Origin of the sequence: Nesterenkonia aethiopica, from assembly GCF_039534665.1 — a bacterium.
Lineage (GTDB): Bacteria > Actinomycetota > Actinomycetes > Actinomycetales > Micrococcaceae > Nesterenkonia > Nesterenkonia aethiopica.
Genome location: NZ_BAAAVT010000009.1, coordinates 45,577 through 64,159 on the forward strand (window position 1 = coordinate 45,577; position 18,583 = coordinate 64,159).

Here is an 18,583-nt window from a genome sequence, read left to right on the forward strand (position 1 = left end):
GGACGTTAGGGCTCGGATGTTCACAGCCCATGGCGTGACGGTGAATCGATGGTGGCGGACGGGTGACCGGGAGCTCGGGCGTCGCTGATATGGGTGTCAGGAGGCGGGGGCGTCAGGAGTCGAGGTCGTGTGAGGTGCCATCGGTGTGACGCATCAGGCAGAATATGCACTTGTGCAAGTTTGCATGAGTGCATATTCTGTACGTGTGCAAGAACCAGTGATGTCTCAGCGAGAACGCAACCGGATCGACACGTGGAATGCGGTGCATGAGGCCGCCCAGGCCATCGCCTGGGACGAGGGCCCGCAGGCCGCCACGGTGGAGCGGATCGCCGCCAGCGCCGGCGTCTCCCGTCGGACGTTCTTCAACTACTTCCCCACCAAAGAGGACGCGATCCTCGGCACCCGGGCGCCCGAGGTCACCGAGGAGGCGATCCGGCGCTTCCGCGGCTCGGAGGCGGACGAGCTCACACGCGTCGTCCACCTCTTCGTCGCCGTCGTGCGCACTGCCATCCCGGAGAGCACCTCCGCGCAGCGGCGCCGCATCATCGCCGAACACCCGGGGCTGCAGAAGCGCGTGGCCCTGCTGCTCTCCGAGGTCGAGCGGCTCGTCGCCGAGGTGATCCAGGCGCGGGTCGACGACGGCGAGGACGTCGCGCTTGCCCAGCCTGACGACGACCAGCGCCTCGAGGCCCTGCTGATGCTCGCCGGCGTCATCGCGAAATATGCCTTCCACCGTTATCAGGACTCGTCCTCCGCGGGGGACCCGCGCCACTTCCTGGAGGAGTCCATCGCCATGTTCAGAGAGGTCGTGGACACCACCCGATGAGCGCACCAGAGACTGACACGCAGGAGGAGCTCGCCGCACCGGCCCCCGAGTTCCCCCGGCCCGCAGGGCGCGGGCTGGCGCTGATCTTCGCCGCCCTGATGATCGCCATGCTCATGGCTTCCCTGGGCCAGACCGTGCTCGCCACGGCGCTGCCCACGATCGTCGGGGAGCTTCACGGCGTGGAGCACATGGCCTGGGTCATCACCGCGTTCATCCTGTCCTCGACCATCATGATGCCGGTATACGGCAAGCTCGGCGACATGTTCGGCCGCAAGCCGCTGTTCCTGGTGGCCATCAGCATCTTCGTCCTGGGCTCCGCCGTCGCCGGCGCGGCCCAATCCATGGATGTGCTCATCGCTGCCCGCGTGGTGCAGGGCATCGGCGGCGGCGGTCTGATGATCCTCTCCCAGGCCACCATCGCCGACGTCGTCCCCGCCCGGGAACGCGGCCGCTACATGGGCGTCATGGGTGGGGTCTTCGCCTTCTCCTCGGTGGCCGGGCCGCTGCTGGGCGGTTGGCTCACCGACGGGCCCGGCTGGCGCTGGACCCTGTGGATGAACATCCCCCTGGGCGTGCTCGCGCTGCTCGGCGTTGCGCTGCTGCTGAAGCTGCCGAAGCCTCCGAAGGGCGAGGCAGGGCGGATCGACGTCTGGGGGATGACGCTGTTGGGTGCGGCCACCGCCGCCGTCGTGCTCGTGGCCACCTGGGGAGGCGGGGACTTCGCCTGGACGTCCCCGGTGATCCTGGCGCTGATCTCCGTCGCCCTGGTGGCCGGGCTGCTGTTCGTCTGGGTGGAGTCGCGCGTCGCCGAGCCGGTGCTGCCGCTGATGCTCTTCCGCAGCCGCAACTTCAACCTCACCATGGCCGCCGGGCTCATCACCGGGGTGGCGATGTTCGGCGCCCTGGGATACATGCCCACCTACCTGCAGATGGTCACCGGGTACAGCCCTGCCGAGGCCGGGCTGCTGATGATCCCGATGATGGGCACGCTGCTGATCACCTCGATCATCGTCGGCCGGCGGGTGACGATGACCGGACGGTACAAGCACTTCATGGTCATCGGCAGCATCATCACCGCCGCCGGTCTGGGGCTGCTCTCCACCGTCCACGCCGATTCGCCGATCGTGTTCGTCTGCCTGTACCTGGGCGTGATGGGCCTGGGGCTGGGCAGCACCATGCAGCTGCTGACCCTGGTGGCGCAGAACTCCTTCCCGCTGCGCGTGGTCGGCACCGCCACCGCCGGGCAGAACTACTTCCGGCAGGTCGGCGCGACCCTCGGCTCGGCGGTCATCGGCTCGCTGTTCGCCACGCGCCTGACCACAATCCTGGCGGGCAAGATGCCGGCCGACGCCGTCGGGGAGGGTGGGTCCAGCTCGCTGACTCCGGCGCTGGTGTCCCAACTTCCTGAGCCGATCCATACCCTGGTGGTGGAGTCCTACAACGAGGCCCTCATGCCGCTGTTCCTGGCGTTGGTGCCGCTGGCGCTGCTTGCCACGGTGTTCCTGCTCTTCGTGAAGGAGAAGGCGCTGGCCACCACCTTGGAGAGGTGACTGAGACATCACCGTGGCGAGGTGAGTGCGACACTGGCACCGTGATGAGTCCGGTGAGGAGTCCAGCGTCGAGCCCCGTCATGAGGTCGGTGGTGGGCCTATGGCGGTCCTCCCACCCCGGCCCGACGCTGGTCGTCACGACCCTGGCGGCGGCCCTGGCGCTCGCGGCGGGCGTGGAGACCTGGCGCCTCGTGATGCTCGCCGCGGCGGTGTTCGCGGGGCAGCTCTCGATCGGGATCTCCAATGACGCCATCGACGCCGACCGCGACTGCGCCGTGGGGCGGACGGACAAGCCGATCGCCTGGGGGGAGGTCGGTCTGCTTACCGCATGGACCGCCGCCGTCGTGCTGGCCCTGCTGGCCCTGGGACTGTCGGCTCCCCTTGGTCTGGGGTTCACCGGAGCCCACGCCGTGGTGCTGGTGAGCGGATGGTCCTACAACGCCGGACTGAAGACGGGGCCGCTGTCCATCGCACCCTACATCCTCGCCTTCTGCTGCTTCCCCTCCCTGGCCACCCTGGCGGCCGCGGAGCCGCAGCTCGCCCCCGGCTGGGCGTGGCTCGCCGGAGGCGCGCTGGGCGCGGCGCTGCATCTGACCAATGTCCTGCCCGACCTGGACGACGACGCCCGCACCGGAGTCCGCGGCACACCCCACCGGCTGGGGTCGAGGACCTCCGTCGGGCTGGCGGCGGCCGCGGTGCTGCTGGGCGCGGCCTCCGCCACGTTCGGACCCGCCGGCGGGAGCATCCGTGACGTCATGGTGATCGGCTGGGTGGCCCTGGCCCTCGTCGTCGCCGTCGTGCTGATCAGCCTGGTGCTCGCGCGGGCAGGGTCCACCGGCCGGGTGCTGTTCCGTCTCGTCATGCTCGCCGCCCTGCTGCTGGCCGGGCAGCTCGTGGCCTCCGGACACGCGCTGGCGCCGTGACATCACCTGCCCGGATCGCCCCCTGATCAGCCGTGACCGGGAGGTCGGCTCCACGTCCTGGCGCCGGCGTCGAATCCCATCGCGTAGGCGCGGGTGAAGAGCTCACGGGCTCCCGGACTCAGCATCGCCCGCAGGCCGCAGCGTCGGAGGGCGTCCCGAGCCGGCGTCGCTGGCCGGCCCAGACGCAGGTTGACTCCCGCCAGCAGCGCCGCCCGGCGGGCCGAGCGCATCCTGGAGAGCTCCCAACGTCGCAGGTCAGCCTCAGCGCAGACACCGGTGTGCAGCCAGGCCGCCAGCAGCGGAGCCAGGGCGACGGCGTCGAGCAGCCCCAGATTCATGCCCTGACCCCCGATGGGGCTGACCTCATGGGCGGCGTCGCCGACGATGAACACCCGCCCTCGGCGCATGGTCGGCGCCACCAGGCGCCGCACCGCGAAACCGGTGACCTCGCCGACGGTGGTCTCGCGGACGGTGATGTCGTCGCCGGTGGTCTCGCGGACGGCAGCCCGGCGTCCGGTGGCCGCTCCGCGGTCGGCCAGCGCCTGCTCCATGCGGCCCCGACGTGCGGGCGCATCCAGCGCCGCCCCCGGAGGGTCCCAGGCGACGAATCGCCGGCGCCCTCCAGGGAGGGGGAAGGACTCCAGTACGCCGGCCTCCGTGAGGTGCACCACGGCGGTGGCGCGGGAATCGTCGTCGGGCACCTCAGCATCGGTCATCAGGTAGCGGTCCGGGTAGGTATGGGCCTGCAGCCCCGGGTGTACGAGGTGCCGTGAGCGGGCCCCTCCGGCGAGGACGACCAGCGGGGCGTGCCGCTCCCCGGCGTCGGTGCTCAGCTGCACGGCATCACCGACGGAGGCCAGCCCGGTGACCCGAACCCCGCGCACCGGCTCCGGCGCTGATCGCGCCAGGACCGCCTCGGTGGCGGCCTGCGGGAGCGTCGCGACGAAGGGGAATCGCGCCGAGAGCCGGTCGAAGCGCACAGTGCCGAGCAGGCGCCCGCGGGAGCGTGCCTGCCCGTGGCCGACCCGTACGGCGTGCTCCAGGAGGCCTTCTGTGATCCCGGAGCCCTCCAGGGCGGTGAGCACCGGCGGGTGCACACCGATGGCGCGGGTGCCGGGGCTCGGCTCCGTCCGCTGTTCCAGCAGCTCGACGTCGACTCCGTGGCGCCGCAGCTCACCGGCCATCAACAGTCCCACGGGTCCCGCCCCGACGACGATCACCTCAGGCACGGCCGGGTGCCTCGGCGAGCAGGCGGAACGGTGTCGGCGCGGTGACGGTCCACTCCGGGCCCAGCGCGACCGCGAGCTCCTCGCGCCGGTGGCTGCGTCGGATCGAGCGCAGCCCGTCCGTCCGCAGGAAGGTGCCCGGAGCCAGCGGGGTGATGCCGACCGCGTAGAGCCAGTAGGCCCGTCGGCTCCGCGCGATGTCATTGTGCAGGACAACGCCCGAGGAGAGGGCGCGGGAGGCGCGGGCGAATTCGACCAGCTCGGGCGAGCCCAGGTGGTGGAGCACATGATTGGAGATCACGAGGTCGAAGACGTCACCCCGGTGGAGGAGGTCCCCGGCGTCGGCGCACACGAACGTGGCGCCGGGGATCGCTCGTGCGCATGCCGCCCGGTGCGCCCGCGGGTCCGGGTCGGCGCCCGTCCACTGCACGTCGAGCCGGTCTCGGGCCGCCAGGCCGGCCAGGCGGGCGATGACGTCCCCGCCGCCCGAGCCGAGGTCGAGCACCCGGGCAGGTCGGTCCAGGTCGGCCAGCAGGAGGCGCAGGCGAGTGCGGTAGAGGGAGTCCCAGCCGGAGACCACACGGTTGACGACTCCGAAGCGGCGAAGGGTCGCGTGCAGCCGCTCAGGGTCGCAGTCGGGATCGTCCATGAGTTCGCGCAGCGTGTCATCGCGTCGTGAGAGGTCCATCGGGGGAGGGATCACCTCGTCCTGTGCATCAGGGCGGACTCCACGGTCAGGCCGGGCCCGAAGGCAAGAGCGGCGATCGGACCCTCCACGGCCGGATCCTCCAGGAGTCGTCCCAGGATGAACAGGATCGTCGCGCTGGACATGTTGCCGCAGTCCCTCAGCACCGCGCGGGAGGCCTGCAGCGCCGTGGGCTGCAGCGCGAGCCCCGACTCGACCCTGTCCAGCACGCTGCGCCCTCCGGGGTGGACCGCCCAGATGCCCGGCCGGGCCTCGTCGCCCAGGAGGCGGTCCACGGCGTCGTGGATCTCGCGTCCGATGATCCGCGGGACCTCCGCCGAGAGGGTCATCCGGAAGCCGTGGTCCCCGATCGTCCAGGACATGTCCGACTCACCCTCCCTGGTCAGCGCGGTGGCGAAGCGGTCCAGGACCAGCCCGCCCGTGTCCCGGGAGATGTCGCCGGCGGTGACCAGCGCCGCGGCCGCCCCGTCGGCGAACACGGAGGCCGCCACCACCTGCTCCGGGTCCGAGGTCTCGCGGACATGGAGCGAGCACAGCTCCACGCACACGACCAGGACGACGGCGCGGGGTCGTCCCTCGGTGATCTGGGAAGCCAGGCGCAGCGCCGGCAGTGCCGCAGCGCAGCCCATGAATCCCAGGTGTGTGCGCTCGACGTCGGGTGGGAGGCCGAGATCACGCACGAGGTGGTAGTCGAGGCCGGGGGCGAAGAACCCGGTGCAGGACACCGTGATCACGTGGGTGATCTGATCGGCGGCGACGTCGCCGCGGGTCAGGGCGTCGCGGGCGGCTGCCGCTGCCAGCGGAGGGGCGGTGCGCCGGTAGAGGTCGTTGCGGACGCCGGTCGTCGGGGACAGCAGTGTGCCGTCCTCGTCGATGAACACCCCGTCGGGCGAGCCCGCCAAGCTCTCCAGTGCGGTGTGCCTCGTCTGGATTCCTGACGCGTCGAAGGCGCCCCCGATGAGGCGGCGGGTGAGTCGGTCCGCGCCGGGCTGACGGGCGAAGAAGGCGCGCAGTTCCGGCTGCGGCGCCGAGGTCGCCGGCAGCGCCGTCCCGATGGAGGTGATCTGCGCAGACATGTGCCCACTTAACCATGTGCAGGACCTCGCCGTCGGGCTCCGGGGGAGGTGGCCCCTTGCATTAAATGAACGACAGTCATATTGTGAGGCATACCGCATGACGCGGGTCACAGGTGGCGGCCGCCTCAACGGCGCGGCGACCGCCACCCGACCCGTCCGCCCGGGCACTGCCGGGCGGACGTCCCCTTCACCTGCCACGCCGCCGTCGAGCTGCACTCCGCCATGCCGCGGAGGTCCGGCCCGTCGCGCACCGTTCCACCGAAAGGCACCCCATGCCCGCCACACCCGTCGAGGAGCCGGAGACCCGGCTCGGACCGGCCGCGACCAGCGCCGGCGCCGCCCGACCGGCAGAGTCCGGAACCCCCACCCAGCCGGAGACCCGCGGCATCGAGCTCATCGACGAGTCGAGCCGCCGGGGACGCCCCGGGGCCCTCTAATGGGTCTGGGCCGCACCCAACGCCAGCTTCCTCACGTTCACCATGGGCGCAGTGATGATCGCGGTGCTGGGGCTCTCCCTGCTCCAGGCGTTCATCGTCATCGCCGCGGCCTCGGTGGGGTGGATCCTCACCGGCATCATCGCGGTCAGCGGCCCGGCCGCCGGCACGTCCGGCTCCGTCATCAGCCGCGCCATGTACGGCGTGCTGGGCAACAGGCTCGTCGTGGGCCTCTACGGCTGGCTGCTGGCCGCCGTCTACCTCTCGCTGACCTGGTCCGCGGCCTCCATCAACGGGCTCGGGCTGCTGGGCAGAATGGGCCTGGCACAGACGGCGACCCTCGGTGTCGTCGTCGTGCTGGTGGTCTCCGGGCTCACCGTGCTGGTGGCCGTCTACGGGCACGGGCTGATCCTGAAGACTTACCCGTACATCACCAACTTCCTGGTGGTCATGTTCGTGATCACCTCGCTGTTCATGATCCCGCACTTCGACTTCAGCCACGCCCCGGCGGAGCCGCTGGGCGGCATGCACCTGGCCATGATGATGACCATCGGCTTCACCATGCTGGTCTCCACGCCGGTGTCCTTCATCAATAGCCCTGACATGGCCCGCTACCTGCCGAAGGAGACCCCCGGTTGGCGGGTGGCCGCCGCCACCGCGCTCGGCGGCGCGCTGCCCGGCATCGTGTTCACCTCGGTCGGAGCGCTGATCGCCACCGGCGCCGGCTTCGACATGGTCCTGGACCCCATGGGCGCCTTCGACGCCGGACTGCCCGGCTGGTTCTTCCCGCTGTTCACCATCGCGGTGATCGTGGCGGCCATCGCCCTGAACGCGATGACCACCTACAGCGCCTCGATGGCCCTGCAGGCCCTGGGCATCCCGATCCGCCGGATCCCCTCGGCGCTCATCATCGCCGTCATCGGCACCGCACTGACCATCGTCTCCGTGGCGATCTACGACTTCACCACAGCGGTCTCCCAGATGCTCCAGGTCATCGTGGTCGCCGCCGGTCCGCTCATGGCGGTCTTCGTGGCCGACGTACTGATGCGCCGCGGCCGGTACGACGGCGTCGACCTCCTGGACGCTTCGCCGTCGAGCAGCTTCTGGTACCGGAAGGGCTGGAACCTGGCCGGGCTGCTGAGCCTGGTGCTGGGCGGCGTCGCCTCCGCGATGTGCCTCAACAGCGAGGTCTATGTGGGTCCGGTGGCCGCGGCCACCGGACTGGACCTGTCCATTCCGGCCGGGCTCGTGATCGCCGCCGGCAGCTACGTGCTGCTCTCCCGCACGCGCCTGACCGCCCACCTCGCCTGACCGCCCACGTCGCCTGACCACCTGTCTCGCCTGCGCCACGAGGAGCCTCACCCACCATGGTGACCACGATCTACCGCAATGCCACGATCTTCACCGCCGACGACGCCGGCACCCCCGGCACCCCCGGCACCCCCGGCGCCCCCGGTGCGCAGGCGGAGGCCTTCGCGGTCTCCGCGGGCCGGTTCACCCATGTGGGCGGCCTGGAACAGGTGCGGGAACAGGCGCGAGCCGGCGTCGCCGCCGACGGTGACGAGGTGCTCGAGGTGGACCTCGGCGGACGGTTCGTCGGACCCGGCATCATCGACTCCCACACGCACCTGACCACGTTCGGGGAGGCCGTGGGGAAGGTGCAGCTGCGGGACTGCCGCACGCTGGAGGAGATCCGCCAGCGGCTGCTCGCCGCCCATCGGGCCGACCCGCGGACGCCTCGGATCCTGGGTGCGGGCTGGCTCTTCGACGCCGTCGGGGACGAGCACCCCACGGCGGCGATGCTCGATGAGGTGCTCCCGGATGTGCCGGTGTACCTGGACGCCAACGATCTGCACTCGGTGTGGGTCAACACCGCCGCCCTGGAGGAGATGGGCATCGACGCCCACAGCCCGGACCCGGTGGGCGGACGCATCGCCCGGGACGCCGAAGGGCGCGCCACCGGCATGCTCTACGAGACCGCCGGCCGCCAGTACGCCCGGAACTTCCTGGAGCGGATCACCACCCCCGAGGACCAGGTCCGATTCCTCGAGCTCGCCTTCGCGGCCTATCTGGAGTCGGGGGTGACCACAGTGACCGACATGGCCATGAATCGGGCCGACGTCGCCGCGATCCGTGCCCTGGTCGCCCGAGACGGCGGACTGCCGTTCCCGGTCACGGCGCATATGATCATCGAGCCAGGGGAGGACACCGCGGCGGATCTGGCCGGGATCGAGGAGATCGTGGCCCTGCAGCAGGAGATCGCCGTCGGGCCCGAGGCGGACTGGTTCCGGATCGCCGGGGTGAAATTCATCATGGACGGCGTCATCGACGCCTGCACGGCGACCATGCGGGCCCCCTACGCAGACGGGACGAACTGTGACCCGATCTGGACCGCCGAGCGGCTGCGTCCGGTGGCGCACGCGGCCGACGAGGCCGGGCTGCAGATCGCGATGCATGCCATCGGGGACCGCACCAGCGAGATCGCCCTCGACCTGCTGGAGGACTGCGCGATGCGGCGGCACCCCCGGCGCCACCGCGTGGAGCACCTGGAGACCGTCACCGAGGAGACCATCGGACGCATGGCCCGACTCGGAGTGACCGCCTCCATGCAGCCGGTGCACTGCGACCCGGCCATCATGGACAACTGGAAGGCCGTGCTCGGAGACCACCGCAGCGAGGAGGGCTTCCCCTGGAAGATGGTCCGCGACGCCGGGGTGGCCATCACCCTGGGCACCGACGCCCCCACCGCGCCGCACGAGGCGCTGCCGAACCTCTACATCGCCCTGACCGGCGGCTCCGCGATGTCGCCCGAGCTGCCGCCGTACCACCCGGAGCGGGCCTTCACCCCGGAGGAGGCGCTGACCGCACTCACCGCGGGGGGAGCCTGGGCCGGAGAGATGGAGCACCTGCGCGGACGGATCCGGCCCGGGCTGGAGGCGAACTTCCTGGTGCTCGACGCCGACCCGCGCCGGGAGGCGCCCGAGGCCCTGCTCAGCACACAGGTGCACAGCACCTACGTCCAGGGAGTGCAGCGGCACCGGCGCTGACTCGGAGCTGTCTCCCACACGGGGTGCGGAACGAGCCGGGACTCCTTCCTCGTGGGGCGGAGACGTGGTGGACTGCGCGGTGTGACCGAGTACAGGAGGTTCCCGCCGGCGGCGGCCCTGGCCCACGTCGTCGAGCACTACTGGTCTGTCGTCTCGGAAGCGCCGGTCTCGGAAGCGCCGGTTTCGGAGGCGCCGATCCCTCCGGCGGCGTCGCCACGACTGGCCGCGGTGCTGGTCCCCAACGGTCGGCCGACACTCCAGTTCTGTCTCGGTGCCCCCGGGACCCGTCGCGCCCTGGACGCCCCGCCGGTGTCGAACGCGGACGTCTACCTGCCGGTGAGCACCCGCCCCTTGGTGATCGAGCAGGAGGGCTCCTCACACTATGTCGGTGTGCAGTGCACCCCGTGGGGAGGCCGGGCGCTGTTCCCGCAGCTCACGGGCGAGCAGCCCGTCCAGGTGGAGGACGCCGCCGGTTCGTTGCCGGAAAGACGAGGGCTCGCCGAGGACCCCGCCGGCACGCTCGACGCCTGGCTCGGCGCACTGGGGCCCTCGCCAGTCCCCCAGGAATCGCTGCTGGCCGCCGCGGTCAGGCGCATCGACGCCGATCCCTCCGCTGTGGAGGTCAGCGCCGTGTGCCGTGAGCTCGCGATCTCGGCATCCACGCTGTACCGCGCGTTCCGGCGCGGCATCGGCCTCGCCCCGAAGCAGTACATCCAGGTCATGCGACACCGGGCGTTCACCGACCGGCTCCTGGCCGAGACGGACGGGGAACCGGCCGCGCTGGCCGCCGCCCTGACCGGCTACGCCGACCAGCCGCATGCCACGCGGGAGTTCGCCCGATTCACCGGTATGACGGTGTCCTCCTTCCGGGACACCTATGACGGCATCGCCCGGCTCATGGCCCGCACCGACGAGGTCGCCGCGCACTGACCGATTCGTTCAAGGCAGCTGCACACGGCGTCCCTACGCTGGAGCCATGGGACACATCATGCACGTCGAGCTGACCAGTGCGGCGCCCCAGGCGACCGCAGACTTCTACTCCCGGGCCTTCGGGTGGCGCACGGAGGCGTCGCCCTTCCTGCCCGGATACCTGCTGGCGCAGACCGGTGACGGGCCCGGAATCGATGCGGCCATCATGAGCCGCGAGCACCAGGAGCAGGCCGCCATCATCTGGATCCAGGTGGAGGACATCGACGCCGCCCGCGCCGCCGTGACGGAGGCCGGAGGTGATGCGTCAGGAGAGGTCCATGACCTCCCCGGGGAGGGACGGGTCGGGTACGTCACCGACCCCGACGGCGTGGTGCTCGGACTCAAGCAGCCCGCCTGAGGGCTCCGGCGGCGGGCATGCCTCTACAGTGGAGGCATGGAGGAGACCCTCACCGGACGCCGCATCCAGCAGGTGGCCGCAGCCGCCGCCCGGCAGCTGCCCTGGGTCACGTGCACCCACCCGTTCGGGGAGGAGCACGACGTCTACAAGGTCCGCGAGAAGGTCTTCCTCATGGCCACCGACGTCATCGGAGAGCCGATCATCACCCTGAAGGCTCAGCCCGATGCCTCCGAGGTGCTGCGCGAGGAGTTCCCCAGCATCCGCCCCGGCTATCACATGAACAAGCGGCACTGGATCTCCGTGGCCGAAGGACCGGGCGTGACCGCTGAGCTGATCGAGGAGCTGGTGGTGTCCTCCTACGACCTGGTGGTCTCCACCATGGTCGTCTCACGCCAGCCGATCCGCTTCGGCCTGGGTCCCGACGACGGCTGATCGGGCAGGCTGCCGCCGTCGCCCGGGCGCCCGCTTACGGCGCCTCGGGGATCCAGGTCCCGCGCCGGGAGTCGAACACGATGTGGGTCTCCGTGTTGCGGATCGCCGGGTGGACCGTGATGTGGTCCAGCACGAAGTTCTTCAGCTCCTCGGCGCTGCGCACCGCCACGGTGAGCATGAAGTCCGCCCGCCCGGTCAGGTGCACCACCTGCAGCACATGGGCCGTGGTGACCATGCTGTCCAGGAACTGGTCCACCGCTTCGCGGGAGTGGCTGCTCATATACACCGTGATGACGGCTTGGAGGGAATAGCCGAGCTGGGCATGGTCCAGGTCCAGCCGCGGAGGGCCGATGGTGCCCGCATCGCGCAGCCGCCGGCGTCGGTACGCGCAGGTGGACTCCGCCACGCCGAGCCGGGAGGCCAATGCCTTGTTGGTCAGCTCCGGGCTGGCGCTGAGTGCGGCGATGAGGGCGTGATCGAGCCCGTCCAGGGTCTCCGGCGTGAGTTGCCGACTCGACGACATGACCCCTCCTTCCGTTCGTCCACTATGCCGAGAACGCAGCATCCCTCGCGATGGATGGGCATGTCAGCAAGATGTCTTGCTGATGACTGTGTCCTCAGCAATCATCATGACCCATGAGACGCGAATCACACAGCCTGGACACGGCCGCGGTGCACGCCGGTCGTGACGACCTCGCCGCCCTCGGCGTCCACGCCCTGCCCCTGGACCTCTCCACCACGAACCCGCTGCCCGGCATCGAGGCCGGCGGGCTCTCCTATGAGGCTCTGGCCTCCGGGGGTGAGATGCCCGAGGGCGGCAGCGCGGTCTACGCGCGCCTCTGGAACCCCACCGTGGCGCGCTTCGAGGACGCCCTGGCCACCATGGAGAACGCCGAGGCCGGAGTGGCGTTCTCCTCCGGGATGGCCGCCGTCACCGCGTCGGTGCTGGCGCTGTGCCTGGGCGAACAGAAGCCGCATGTGGTCGCGGTCCGCCCGCTCTACGGGGGCACCGATCACCTGCTGGCCTCTGGGATGGTGGGCACCGAGGTCACCTTCTGTGCCGCGCATGAGGTGGCCGCCGCGGTCCGTCCGGACACGGGGCTGATCATGCTGGAGACTCCGGCCAACCCGACCCTGGAGCTGGTGGACATCGCCGACGTCGTCGCCCAGGCCCCCGGCGTCCCGGTGCTGGTGGACAACACCTTCGCCACACCCGTGCTGCAGAACCCGCTGGACCACGGGGCCGCGCTGAGCCTGCACAGCGCCACCAAGTACCTCGGCGGCCACGGAGACGCCGTCGGCGGGGTGGTGGCCTGCGCGGAGGAGATCGCCGCCCGACTGCGGCAGGTCCGGGCCATCACCGGCGGGATCCTGCACCCGCTGGCCGCCTACCTCTTCCACCGGGGGTTGGCCACGCTGCCGGTGCGGATGCGCGCGCAGCAGGACTCCGCCCGGCGTATCGTGGACTGGCTCTCCGGCCACGACGCCGTCGCCGAGGTCTGCTACCCGGGCCTCCACGGCGACCCCGCCGGAGTGCTCGGGAGGCAGATGCGGGGCACCGGTGCGATGATCGCCATCCGGCTGCGCGGCGGCTACGCGGCCGCCGAACGGCTCGCCGGGGACGTCTCGCTGTTCACCCACGCGGTCTCCCTGGGCGGGGTCGACTCCCTGATCCAGCACCCGGCGGCGCTGACCCACCGGCCCGTGGCCGCCGAGGCGAAGCCCGATGCCGACGTCGTCCGGCTCTCCATCGGGCTGGAGTCCCCGGAGGATCTGATCGCTGACCTAGCCCGGGCGCTGGTGGTTCCAGCGCTGATCGGGGAGGATCGGTGACGTGGACCACAGACCGATGACGACGCACCCGATGGACGAGGACCGCCAGTTCGAGACCTCGGACCAGTACGACCCGCCGACGACGAACTCGCGGCCGCTGCGGGCCTCCTCCGCCGCCGACGCCACCGTGCTCGATGAGATCGCCCAGCGCGTGCTGTGGCTGGCCACCGGCATCATCGACGCCGCCAATCGCGGGCGGGAGAACACCGACGGGCTCAAGGTCGGCGGGCACCAGTCCTCCTCGGCCTCGATGGTCGGCATCATGACCGCCCTGTGGTTCTCCCAGCTGACCAGCCGGGACCGGGTCTCGGTGAAGCCGCATGCCTCCCCGGTGCTGCACGCCATCAACTATCTGCTCGGCGACCTCGACGCCTCCTATCTGACCCGGCTGCGCTCCCTGGGCGGGCTGCAGCCCTACCCCTCCCGGTCCAAGGACCCGGACACCGTGGACTTCTCCACGGGGTCGGTCGGCATCGGCGCCACCGCACCCATCTGGGCGGCCCTGTCCCACCGCTACCTGGCCAGCCGGATCGAGGACACCCCTCCGGCCGGCCGCTTCTACTCGCTGCTCGGCGACGCCGAGATGGACGAGGGCGCGGTGTGGGAGGCCATCATCGACCCGGAGGTGCGCCAGCTGGGTGAGGTCGTGTGGATCGTGGACCTCAACCGGCAGTCCCTGGACCGCGTCATCCCGGACTCGCAGATCCAGCGGCTGCGCGGGATGTTCGCCGCCGCCGACTGGCAGGTCATCACCTGCCCGTGGGGCCGCCGGCTCCAGGAGACCTTCTCCCGCCCCGGCGGCGAGGTGCTCGAACGGCGCATGCGCACGATGCCCAACGAGGAGTACCAACGGATCCTACGCGCCCACCCTGCGGAGATCCGCGACCGTCTGCTGCGCGGCTGCACCGCGCAGGACGCCGCCGCCCTGACCAAGCTGCTCGCCGGTCACGACGACGGCGCCCTCGCCGAGCTCGTGCGCGACCTCGGCGGCCATGACCTCCAAGAGCTGCAGGCCGCGTTCGCCGCCATCGACGACACCCGGCCCACCGTGGTGTTCGCCTACACGATCAAAGGCCGCGGCCTGGCCACCGAAGGGCACCCCAACAACCACGCCGCACAGCTCACCGAGGAGCAGATGCACGAGCTCGCCGAGGCCTCCGGCACCTCGCTCCAGGACCCGTGGGTCCGCTTCCCCGAGGACACTCCGGCCGGCCGGCTGTGCACCGAGGTGGCCCGGCGGCTGGCCCGAGAGCCCATCACCCCGGCCGTGCCCCCGACCGTCCCCGCCGAGCTCGGCTGGAGCCCGAAGGCGGTGACCTCCACCCAGGCCTCCCTGGGCCGGTTCCTCTCCGACCTGCGCCGCGCAGCCCCCGAGGTGACGGACCGGGTGGTCACCGTCAGCCCCGACGTCGCCAGCTCCACCAACCTGGGCGGGTGGATCAACAAGACCGGGGTGTGGTCCCTGGCCGGGAGGCATGACTGGTTCTCGGACGACAGGGAGCGGCTGCTCAAGTGGCAGGAGAAGCCGCAGGGCCAGCACATCGAGCTCGGGATCGCCGAGGTCAACCTGGTCAGCCTGGCCGGCGAGCTGGGGCTCACCGGTGAGCGCTGGGGTCAGCCGCTGATCCCCATCGGGGTGCTCTACGACCCGTTCATCAACCGGGCGCTGGAGCCGTGGACCTTCGGGCTCTACGCGGGAGGCCGCTCCCTCATGATCGGCACCCCCTCCGGGGTGACCCTGGCGCCGGAGGGCGGGGCACATCAGTCCATCAACACACCCTCGGCGACCCTGGAGATCCCCGGGCTGACCAGCTGGGAGCCCGCCTTCGCCCAGGATGTGGAATGGGTGATGCTTGAGGCCATGCGGGACCTGCTGGATCCCGCCGGCGGCTCCGCCTATCTGCGCCTGTCCACCCGCCCGGTGGACCAGTCCCTGGCGAAGGTGCCCGAGGACGAGCTGCTGCGCCGTCGTCGTCGGGAGCAGGTGGTGGCCGGCGGGTACCGGCTCTCCGCGCATCCTGCTGCTGAGGACGACGTGACCCTGGTGGGGGCCGGCGCGATCATGACCGAGGTGTGCGCGGCCGCCGAGGCGCTGGGCCGGCACGGGATCCGGGCCGGTGTGGTCTGCGTGACCAGCCCCAGCCTGCTGTTCCGGGCGCTGCGGGCCCGGCGTGAGGTGACGGCGACGCCGCGCTCGGCGATCCTGGACACGCTGTTCCCGGCCGAGCACCCGCGGCCGCTGGTCACCGTGATGGATGCCCACCCGCACACGCTCGCGTTCCTGGCCGGAGTGCGCGGCGATGAGACCCACACGCTGGGGGTCACCGCGTTCGGGCAGGCCGGCACCATGGCGGAGATGCACCGGCTGCACGGCATCGACGAGGACTCGATCGCCTCGGTCGCCCTGGGGCTGCTGGGCCGCTGAAGGGCTGTCCCTCCCGTTGGCTCCAGAGGCAACCTGGCCTAGCGCTGGGTGCGCAGCAGCTCTTCGGCGCGGACGGCGACGTCGGTCTCGCGGGCGGCGAGCGTGTCGATGAGCGTCTCGACGTGGGCCACCCGGGACTCCCAGTCCTCTCCGCGCTGCTCGCGGCGGGGGAGGCGCTCCAGGGCCTGGACCTCGCGCCAGGCGGTGGCCAGCGCGGCCTCGTGGAGGCGCTGGTCGGCCTGCTCGGCGCGGCCTCCGGTGGGGGAGTCCCCGCCCAGGACAGCGACCATGTCCAGGCGGGAGAGGTCCAGTCCGAGGGCGAGCTCGTCGAGTCGCGAGCGCAGCCCGGCCAGCTGGTGCCGCACCCGGCGCGTCCCGATCCCCCGACGCCCGGCCTCCGCGACGGCGACGCCGATCATCAGCAGCGTCTGCGCCCCGGCCCACACGGAGACGGCCACGAGCCAGAACAGGGAGGTGGTGTCCACCTTCACCGACTCCTGGTGGTTGTACTCCATGGCGCGGCCCAGATCCTGCATCGTGTTGGCCACCTGGTCGCCCAGGGTGATCTCGAAGTCTCCGGCGCCGGAGACGATGAGGTCCGTGGCCCGGAAGGAGTAGGTGCCCAGGCGGCTGTCCACTCCCGAGCTGATCTCCCCGGTCATCGTGTAGCCCACGGCGAAGGTGTCCTCGTCCAGCAGCCAGACCGGCAGGATCCCCTGCCCGAGGGCCACCTCCCCGGAGGCGGCGTCGATGACACCCGGATCTTCGGCGCCGACCTCCTCCTTGATCCGGGCATGGGCATCGAGGATGTCCCAATAGTCGATGTCGATGCGGTAGTCGTGGTCGGGGCGTGCGGAGTAGCTGATGTAGTCGTCGGCGGGAAGCAGCGCCACATGCAGCTCGAGGTGGTCCGGCAGCAGAGCCGTGTCCTCGGTGAACTCGACGGTGCGCGCCATGGACTCCCGTACGTACTCCAGGGTCAGGGAATCCTGGTTGGAGGGCCGGAGGTCGGAGGGCTCCTCGAACTCGGGGACGGCCCCGAGGTCGCCGTGCACGTCCAGGGCCGCCAGCGGCTGGTCTCCTTCGAGCGTCCGGCCGAAAGCGGTGTTCACGTCGGCCCGGTCGACGGCGGCCCATCCGGACACAAGCCCGGCCGCCACCGGCAGCAGCAGGGTGACGGTGGCGACGACGGCCTGCCAGCCCTCCTCGCTGATGCCGCCGCTCGGGTCGCCGTCGGGGCGTCCGGCCTGCTCCAGCTGGGCCAGGACGCGCTCGGCGGACCACATCGGACCGCCCTGCGCCCCGTGTTTCAAGCCGAGGGAGGCGCGCAGCTCGGCCAAGGAGTCAGTGGCCCCGCCGGAGCTGGCCAGCACGCGACGGCGGACCCGCTCCTCCGCGTCGCGGCGGAGCTCCTTCTTCCCGGGGCTTCCCTCTCGGCGATGGGCCTTCAGCGCGCCGCCCAGTGAGCTGCAGGCCCCGACGATCCGTCGTTCCGCCGCCTCCCAGCGGTCCAGCAGATCCGCATGCTCGCTGACCAGGCGCGCACCCTCCTCGCCGTCGTCGTCACCGCTCCTCGCCGGGATCGTCGCGGCCTCCTGGTTCAGCGCCAGGAGCTCGTCCCGGGCGTGCTCGAGCCGCTCCAGGGCCTGGCTGGCCCCCTCGCCGGCGAGCGAAGCGAGTCGGCCCTGCTGGGCCAGCACCTCGTCCACCGACTGCAGCAGCGGCAGGGCCAACCGGTCCAGCACCGACCCGGAGCCGGCGTGCCCGGCGCGCAGCTCCGAGGCGGCGGCCAGGGCGTCGGCCCGCCGCTGAAGTTCGGCGGTCTCCTGCTCGAACTGATCCAGGTCGGACCATGCCGGGGCTCTGCCGCCCGGCTCACCGGAGGGCCCGCGGGGAGCCGGGCCGCCCAGCCAGGCGTGCTCCAGCTCCTGCTCACGGCGGGCCAGCCGCAGACTGTCCCGCCGGATGCGGTCCCAGTCGGTCTCCAGTGCCGCCAAGGAGTCGGTCGCGACGATGTCGCCGGCACTGCCCAGAGCAGCCCGGGCGGTCTCGAAGCGCAGCTCCAGGACGTCGAGCTCCAGCACCACGCGGGCCAGGCGGAGCTTCGCTCGGGTGAAGCGTCGCAGGCGCCGTCGCTGGAGTCCCCGGCCGCGCACCCAGACGAACAGCAGTGCGACGCCCGCCATCAGCGGCAGGGCCGCCGCCGCGACCCAGGTCACGGCGGAGCGGCCGCCCTCGTCGAAGTGCATGTCCGCGGCGGTCAGTGCGGCGCCCACCACGGCATTGGGGCCGTGGCCGATGGTGCGGTTGTTCACGAAGGTTTCGCGCACCGTGGAGGCTACCCCGTAGCGATCATCGGAGTCGAGGCCGCTGATGCCCACGCGGGTGGCGTCGGCGAGGGCCAGGTCCGGATCCTCCGGATCGTCGCCCACGGAGAGGATCATGTCCGCATCCTCGATCTCGCCGTTCATGTATTCGTCCCAGTCGAGCTCCCGCTCCACCACACGGACGGTGAAGGGCTGGTAGCTGGCGATGCGGTCCTCAGCCGCGGCCTCCACGGTCTCCTGGGTGATGCCGTGGGGAAGGCCGTCCTCGACGATGAAGCTGACCTCGGCCTCAGGCTCGGTGGTGACGCGGTCATAGCCCACGAGGCCGATCCCCACCGAGGCTCCGGCCAGCCCGAGGGCGAGCATGGGGGCGAGCCAGGCGGGGAGTCGGCCGATGACGTCAGCGAACGACGAGTCGCCGGAAGAGGTGCGCGTCATCGCTTCAGTGTAC

At 71.3% G+C, this 18,583-nt stretch carries 15 protein-coding genes and 1 pseudogene; 11 read left to right on the forward strand and 5 right to left on the reverse strand.

Annotation, left to right across the window (positions count from 1 at the left end; all coding sequences use genetic code 11):
- The first annotated feature begins 220 nt into the window (after positions 1 to 220).
- The 3 genes from ABD658_RS08170 (at position 221) to ABD658_RS08180 (ending at position 3,299) form a co-directional block, all read left to right on the forward strand.
- Complete coding sequence (locus ABD658_RS08170) at positions 221 to 826, forward strand: TetR family transcriptional regulator (RefSeq protein ID WP_344685898.1); 606 nt, start codon at positions 221 to 223, stop codon at positions 824 to 826.
- A complete protein-coding gene (locus ABD658_RS08175; RefSeq protein ID WP_344685896.1) occupies positions 823 to 2,376 on the forward strand; it encodes an MDR family MFS transporter in 1,554 nt (517 codons plus the stop codon). Before ABD658_RS08170 ends, ABD658_RS08175 begins: the two co-directional genes overlap by 4 nt.
- A gap of 80 nt (positions 2,377 to 2,456) precedes the next feature.
- The gene (locus tag ABD658_RS08180) at positions 2,457 to 3,299 is read left to right on the forward strand and encodes a UbiA family prenyltransferase (protein ID WP_344685894.1); all 843 of its coding nucleotides are present in this window, start codon (positions 2,457 to 2,459) and stop codon (positions 3,297 to 3,299) included.
- A gap of 26 nt (positions 3,300 to 3,325) precedes the next feature.
- Here the strand turns inward: ABD658_RS08180 and ABD658_RS08185 are convergent, their stop codons facing one another.
- The 3 genes from ABD658_RS08185 to ABD658_RS08195 are packed head-to-tail and all read right to left on the reverse strand — an operon-like array spanning position 3,326 to position 6,307.
- Positions 3,326 to 4,528 carry an FAD-dependent oxidoreductase gene (locus ABD658_RS08185; RefSeq protein ID WP_344685892.1) on the reverse strand — a complete coding sequence of 401 codons (1,203 nt, stop codon included), beginning with the start codon at positions 4,526 to 4,528 and terminating at the stop codon, positions 3,326 to 3,328.
- Positions 4,521 to 5,213, reverse strand: a complete 693-nt coding sequence (locus tag ABD658_RS08190) for a methyltransferase domain-containing protein (protein WP_344685890.1) — start codon at positions 5,211 to 5,213, stop codon at positions 4,521 to 4,523. Before ABD658_RS08190 ends, ABD658_RS08185 begins: the two co-directional genes overlap by 8 nt.
- Positions 5,214 to 5,224: 11 nt before the next feature.
- Positions 5,225 to 6,307: a type III polyketide synthase gene (locus ABD658_RS08195; RefSeq protein WP_344685888.1), complete on the reverse strand. Its 1,083-nt coding sequence runs from the start codon at positions 6,305 to 6,307 to the stop codon at positions 5,225 to 5,227.
- 272 nt (positions 6,308 to 6,579) lie between these two features.
- Here ABD658_RS08195 and ABD658_RS08200 point away from each other — a divergent pair, with 272 nt between their 5' ends.
- The 6 genes and pseudogenes from ABD658_RS08200 to ABD658_RS08225 all read left to right on the forward strand — a co-directional run bounded on the left by ABD658_RS08200 (position 6,580) and on the right by ABD658_RS08225 (position 11,547).
- The gene (locus ABD658_RS08200; RefSeq protein ID WP_344685886.1) at positions 6,580 to 6,744 is read left to right on the forward strand and encodes a hypothetical protein; all 165 of its coding nucleotides are present in this window, start codon (positions 6,580 to 6,582) and stop codon (positions 6,742 to 6,744) included.
- 15 nt (positions 6,745 to 6,759) lie between these two features.
- Positions 6,760 to 8,052 (forward strand): annotated as a pseudogene (locus ABD658_RS08205) (purine-cytosine permease family protein); the annotation flags it as partial.
- A 56-nt stretch (positions 8,053 to 8,108) separates the two neighbouring features.
- Entirely contained in the window at positions 8,109 to 9,788 is a 1,680-nt protein-coding gene (locus ABD658_RS08210) for an amidohydrolase (RefSeq protein WP_344685884.1), read from the forward strand.
- An 81-nt stretch (positions 9,789 to 9,869) separates the two neighbouring features.
- Positions 9,870 to 10,718, forward strand: a complete 849-nt coding sequence (locus ABD658_RS08215; RefSeq protein WP_344685882.1) for a helix-turn-helix domain-containing protein — start codon at positions 9,870 to 9,872, stop codon at positions 10,716 to 10,718.
- Positions 10,719 to 10,764: 46 nt separating this feature from the next.
- The gene (locus ABD658_RS08220; RefSeq protein WP_311025099.1) at positions 10,765 to 11,115 is read left to right on the forward strand and encodes a VOC family protein; all 351 of its coding nucleotides are present in this window, start codon (positions 10,765 to 10,767) and stop codon (positions 11,113 to 11,115) included.
- 36 nt (positions 11,116 to 11,151) lie between these two features.
- Positions 11,152 to 11,547 carry an MmcQ/YjbR family DNA-binding protein gene (locus tag ABD658_RS08225; protein WP_344685879.1) on the forward strand — a complete coding sequence of 132 codons (396 nt, stop codon included), beginning with the start codon at positions 11,152 to 11,154 and terminating at the stop codon, positions 11,545 to 11,547.
- Between the two features lie 34 nt (positions 11,548 to 11,581).
- Here ABD658_RS08225 and ABD658_RS08230 read toward each other — a convergent pair whose 3' ends face one another.
- The gene (locus ABD658_RS08230; protein WP_070162475.1) at positions 11,582 to 12,070 is read right to left on the reverse strand and encodes an Lrp/AsnC family transcriptional regulator; all 489 of its coding nucleotides are present in this window, start codon (positions 12,068 to 12,070) and stop codon (positions 11,582 to 11,584) included.
- A 113-nt stretch (positions 12,071 to 12,183) separates the two neighbouring features.
- Here ABD658_RS08230 and ABD658_RS08235 point away from each other — a divergent pair, with 113 nt between their 5' ends.
- Positions 12,184 to 13,380, forward strand: a complete 1,197-nt coding sequence (locus ABD658_RS08235; protein ID WP_344685875.1) for a trans-sulfuration enzyme family protein — start codon at positions 12,184 to 12,186, stop codon at positions 13,378 to 13,380.
- Between the two features lie 16 nt (positions 13,381 to 13,396).
- Positions 13,397 to 15,805, forward strand: coding sequence for a transketolase-like TK C-terminal-containing protein (locus ABD658_RS08240; RefSeq protein WP_344685873.1), 2,409 nt, complete (start codon positions 13,397 to 13,399; stop codon positions 15,803 to 15,805).
- 38 nt (positions 15,806 to 15,843) lie between these two features.
- Here the strand turns inward: ABD658_RS08240 and ABD658_RS08245 are convergent, their stop codons facing one another.
- On the reverse strand, positions 15,844 to 18,570 hold the full coding sequence (locus tag ABD658_RS08245) for a hypothetical protein (RefSeq protein ID WP_344744265.1): 2,727 nt from the start codon (positions 18,568 to 18,570) through the stop codon (positions 15,844 to 15,846).
- Between the last annotated feature and the right edge of the window lie 13 nt (positions 18,571 to 18,583).

What these genes read in the sequence shown, in the direction of transcription:
- ABD658_RS08170 (WP_344685898.1), top strand. Translation starts at nt 221, where the DNA reads ATGTCTCAGCGAGAACGCAACCGGATCGACACGTGGAATGCGGTGCAT.
- ABD658_RS08175 (WP_344685896.1), top strand. Translation starts at nt 823, where the DNA reads ATGAGCGCACCAGAGACTGACACGCAGGAGGAGCTCGCCGCACCGGCC.
- ABD658_RS08180 (WP_344685894.1), top strand. Translation starts at nt 2,457, where the DNA reads ATGAGGTCGGTGGTGGGCCTATGGCGGTCCTCCCACCCCGGCCCGACG.
- ABD658_RS08190 (WP_344685890.1), bottom strand. Translation starts at nt 5,213, where the DNA reads ATGGACCTCTCACGACGCGATGACACGCTGCGCGAACTCATGGACGAT.
- ABD658_RS08195 (WP_344685888.1), bottom strand. Translation starts at nt 6,307, where the DNA reads ATGTCTGCGCAGATCACCTCCATCGGGACGGCGCTGCCGGCGACCTCG.
- ABD658_RS08200 (WP_344685886.1), top strand. Translation starts at nt 6,580, where the DNA reads ATGCCCGCCACACCCGTCGAGGAGCCGGAGACCCGGCTCGGACCGGCC.
- ABD658_RS08210 (WP_344685884.1), top strand. Translation starts at nt 8,109, where the DNA reads ATGGTGACCACGATCTACCGCAATGCCACGATCTTCACCGCCGACGAC.
- ABD658_RS08220 (WP_311025099.1), top strand. Translation starts at nt 10,765, where the DNA reads ATGGGACACATCATGCACGTCGAGCTGACCAGTGCGGCGCCCCAGGCG.
- ABD658_RS08225 (WP_344685879.1), top strand. Translation starts at nt 11,152, where the DNA reads ATGGAGGAGACCCTCACCGGACGCCGCATCCAGCAGGTGGCCGCAGCC.
- ABD658_RS08230 (WP_070162475.1), bottom strand. Translation starts at nt 12,070, where the DNA reads ATGTCGTCGAGTCGGCAACTCACGCCGGAGACCCTGGACGGGCTCGAT.
- ABD658_RS08235 (WP_344685875.1), top strand. Translation starts at nt 12,184, where the DNA reads ATGAGACGCGAATCACACAGCCTGGACACGGCCGCGGTGCACGCCGGT.
- ABD658_RS08240 (WP_344685873.1), top strand. Translation starts at nt 13,397, where the DNA reads ATGACGACGCACCCGATGGACGAGGACCGCCAGTTCGAGACCTCGGAC.
- ABD658_RS08245 (WP_344744265.1), bottom strand. Translation starts at nt 18,570, where the DNA reads ATGACGCGCACCTCTTCCGGCGACTCGTCGTTCGCTGACGTCATCGGC.